This window comes from Pedomonas sp. (assembly GCF_036515995.1).
Classification (GTDB): Bacteria; Pseudomonadota; Alphaproteobacteria; order Sphingomonadales; family Sphingomonadaceae; genus Pedomonas.
Genome location: NZ_DATBUP010000183.1, coordinates 1 through 3,375, shown reverse-complemented (window position 1 = coordinate 3,375; position 3,375 = coordinate 1). Strand labels below are relative to the sequence as shown.

At 62.3% G+C, this 3,375-nt stretch carries 4 protein-coding genes, 1 tRNA gene and 1 pseudogene; 1 reads left to right on the top strand and 5 read right to left on the bottom strand.

All coding sequences use genetic code 11. From position 1 onward, the window contains the following. From VIG90_RS13535 to nth, 4 genes and pseudogenes are all read right to left on the bottom strand, one after another. Positions 1-421, bottom strand: a pseudogene (locus VIG90_RS13535) (hypothetical protein); the annotation flags it as partial. 308 nt (positions 422-729) lie between these two features. Further along, positions 730-806, bottom strand: a tRNA-Arg gene (locus tag VIG90_RS13530). A 199-nt stretch (positions 807-1,005) separates the two neighbouring features. Next, positions 1,006-1,446, bottom strand: a complete 441-nt coding sequence (locus tag VIG90_RS13525) for a DUF6491 family protein (RefSeq protein ID WP_331594051.1) — start codon at positions 1,444-1,446, stop codon at positions 1,006-1,008. 97 nt (positions 1,447-1,543) lie between these two features. Continuing rightward, a complete protein-coding gene (gene nth / locus VIG90_RS13520; RefSeq protein WP_331594050.1) occupies positions 1,544-2,239 on the bottom strand; it encodes an endonuclease III in 696 nt (231 codons plus the stop codon). A gap of 74 nt (positions 2,240-2,313) precedes the next feature. On the opposite strand from nth, the gene VIG90_RS13515 reads away from it, so the two are divergent. Further along, positions 2,314-2,796 (top strand): DUF2244 domain-containing protein, encoded by a 483-nt coding sequence (locus tag VIG90_RS13515; RefSeq protein WP_331594049.1) that lies wholly within the window; start codon positions 2,314-2,316, stop codon positions 2,794-2,796. Between the two features lie 141 nt (positions 2,797-2,937). On the opposite strand, the gene dapB is transcribed toward VIG90_RS13515, so the two are convergent. Next, positions 2,938-3,375 (bottom strand): 4-hydroxy-tetrahydrodipicolinate reductase (dapB, locus tag VIG90_RS13510; protein ID WP_331594048.1); only part of this gene is annotated, 438 nt, incomplete at its 5' end.

The window sequence follows — 3,375 nt, the reverse complement described above, 5'->3', positions numbered from 1 at the left end:
CCAGCGGTGGGGGTGCGCCCGCCGCGATCAGCAGTTCGCGCGCCATCTCCAGCAACAGGCGCTGGTCAGCGTAACTGAAATCCCGGATACAGCCGCCGCGCCGCCCATCAAGCGGATCGATCGTCATGTAGGGCAGCCACTCGGTGTGGATATGCAGCTGCGCCTCGTGCCCGGCCTCCAGAACCGGCGCAACGGCACGCTTGATGATATCGAGCCCGAACACCTGCGCCGGCATGGGGTCTATGAAGAACGCCGCCTTCAGGCCATAGGCATCCAGCCGCCGGATCTGATGCTGAATGCCGAACGTGCCCTGACCGCAGACACCGAAAACGGATTCGCACAGATTCGCATGCGCGCCGAGACCGCGGACATGACGACCGACAGAGAGTTCCGTGTCGACTGTGATGAAGACGCCCGTCATCGGCTCTCCATGGCGATGGAAACCAATCGTCAAAAATGGGGAACAGTGCAAAACGACAGCTCACGACACGACGCCGCGCGAAATCAAAAAAGAGCCAGGAATAGGCATTCAATAAACAACCGGGGGCTGACCGGCCCAGCCCGGTGCAAGCGCCCTGCCGCCAGAACAGGCGGTGACAGGCAGGATAACTGCCCGCTCAAACCCGGCCAAGGCGCAGATAGTCTATATTTGAAGCTAATAGCACGAATACAGCCCTAACCTGACGGCAGGGATCAAATGAACAGCAATGTCATCGGGAATAGGGAGGGTGGCGCACCCGACACGATTCGAACGTGTGGCCTTTGCCTTCGGAGGGCAACGCTCTATCCAGCTGAGCTACGGGTGCATCGCCTAAGCGAACGGCCAATCCGTTATCAGATGAAGGGGCCTTCGGCCAAGCAGAAAGTTGCGATGGAGCACATTCTGCGAGAAACAACAGTAAAATACCCGCTTAAGCCGCCCTTCCGGGCCGCCCGCCATAAGCCGGAGCGGAGGATCTCCAAGGGGCGCAGAAGGGTCTGCGCCTCCGGAGCCGTTCCTACCGCTTATTCCGTTGTCACAGGCTTGTCAGCCTTCTCGCCCTTCGGCGGCGGCGTGTAAGCCTCGAACTTGCCAAGGCCGCAGCTTGCGCCCGGCATCCGTGCCGACGTGTCCAGCACGGTGATGGTATCGACGCTGCACAGCCGATTGATCGAGGTCTTGTGGCTGAACGCCTTCTCGAAACCAAGCCGCGGGCACTTGTACGGCAGGGTGTTCTTCCAGATTTTCCCGCCCTTCATGTGGAACAGGATGGTCTGGTCATCCACCACTTCAGAGCGATCAATACGGATGAGATCGATGCAGTCCGTCGTCGCCGGCTTGGTGCCTTCCGCCGCTGCGGGAGTGGACTGCGGGCCGGAAGCGCTGCCCGAGTTACCAGCAGTTGCCGCGCAAGCACCCAGCGCCAGCGGGATGGCCAACAACATTCCCAGATGAGGCTTCGCCATGTGAACTCCCCTTGAGCGAACCCATTGTTACTACTTTAAAAAGGCTACGCCTCCGCAACTGAACGGCGGCTGAACACTGAACGTCTCGTGAACAGAATCAGCCTGCCGCCACCTTGGCACGAGCGCGCCTCTTGGCCGGGGCCTGCAGTGCCGGGCCGCCATAAGCAGGCTTCTCCGGCCATTCGCACAGGTCATTGATCGGGCAAGCCCCGCACATCGGCCCACGCGCCTTGCACACATAACGCCCATGCAGAATCAGCCAGTGGTGAGCATGCCGCCGGTAGGCCGCAGGCAGCACCTTCATCAGCCCCAGCTCGACCGCCAGCGGCGTCTTGCCCGGTGCAAGACCGGTGCGGTTGGAAACGCGGAAAATGTGGGTATCCACCGCGCAGGTCTCTTCCCCGAACGCCACGTTCAGCACCACGTTGGCCGTCTTGCGCCCGACGCCGGGCAGCGCCTCAAGCGCAGCACGGTCACACGGAACCTCGCCGCCATGCTCGCGTACCAGAATCTCGGACATGGCGATGACGTTGGCAGCCTTCGTGTTGAACAGCCCGATGGTCTTGATGTGCTGCTTCAGGCCATCCAGCCCCAGCTCCAGCATCTGCTGGGGCGTGGACACCTTGGCGAACAGAGCCTTCGTCGCCTTGTTCACACCCACGTCCGTGGCCTGCGCCGACAGCGCCACGGCCACGAGGAGCGTGTAGGGATTTGTGTACTCCAGCTCGGTCTGCGGCTCCGGGTTGGAAGCCGACAGGCGGCGGAACATCTCTTCGATATCAACGGGTTTCATGGGCGTAACTGGCAAGGCGGGAGTTGAGGTGGCGGGGCATTGAAGCCGCCGGACACTGAAGTATTTAAAGGCATATGATGGGTCATACCCTCTTCCTCAACCTGCGGCTATACCCGCATAGGTCACTCTCCGTCCGGCAATTTCGGCGGCTGATGATCATTGTGGGCATCATCACCGCCATCAGTGCCGTGCGCTTCCTGGTACTGGGCGCATGGCCGGTGGCGTTCTTCTTCGTGCTGGATGCCGCGCTGCTCTACGGTGCCTTCCGCCTCAACTACGCCTCCGCCAAGGAATACGAGGAAGTGCAGCTGAACGAGGACGAGTTGGTAGTGCGCCGGGTCTCCGCCGGAGGGAAGGAAGAGCAGGTCCGCTTCGAGCCCTACTGGGTGCGGCTGGAACTGGAAACCTTCGGCGAGGAAGAAAACAAGCTGTGGCTGCGCTCGCACGGCAAGCGGCTGCTGCTGGGGCGCTTCCTCACACCGGAGGAGCGGCTGGAAATCAAGGCGGTGATCGAGGACGGCCTCGCCCGCCGTGACCAGGCCCTGCGCTTTGCGTGAGGGCTGAGCAGTGATTTTAGCAGGAGGGAGTTACTCCTCCTGCACCTCCCATCCATTTCAAAAGGCAGCGCCCGGCATGAAGGGCACGACTCGGCAAACAACCGGGCGTGCGAGAGACAAGTCCCCCGCACTTAAACGAATTTAAAGCCCCAGCACGTCGTTCATGCTGTAACGGCCCGGCTTCTGGCCAGCGAGCCAAAGCGCCGCGCGCACCGCGCCGCGGGCGAAGATGGCGCGGGACTGGGCGTGGTGGGACAGTTCGATCACTTCATTCTCTGCCGCGAACATGACCGTGTGATCGCCCGGCACCGAGCCGCCGCGCAGGGTGGCAAAGCCGATATCGCCCGCCTTGCGCGCGCCCGTAATGCCATCGCGCACCCGCACAGACTTTTCCTCCAGATCGACACCGCGCCCTTCGGCGGCAGCGCGGCCCAACAGCAGGGCGGTGCCGGAAGGGGCATCGACCTTGTGGCGGTGGTGCATTTCCAGCACCTCGATGTCCCAGTCATCGCCCAGACGGGCGGCCGCCTGCTTCACCAGTGCCGCCAGCAGGTTGACGCCAAGGCTCATGTTGGCGGA

Excerpts from the sequence above, each read along its gene's own strand:
- VIG90_RS13515 (WP_331594049.1), top strand. The coding sequence starts at position 2,314 with ATGATGGGTCATACCCTCTTCCTCAACCTGCGGCTATACCCGCATAGG.
- VIG90_RS13525 (WP_331594051.1), bottom strand. The coding sequence starts at position 1,446 with ATGGCGAAGCCTCATCTGGGAATGTTGTTGGCCATCCCGCTGGCGCTG.
- nth (WP_331594050.1), bottom strand. The coding sequence starts at position 2,239 with ATGAAACCCGTTGATATCGAAGAGATGTTCCGCCGCCTGTCGGCTTCC.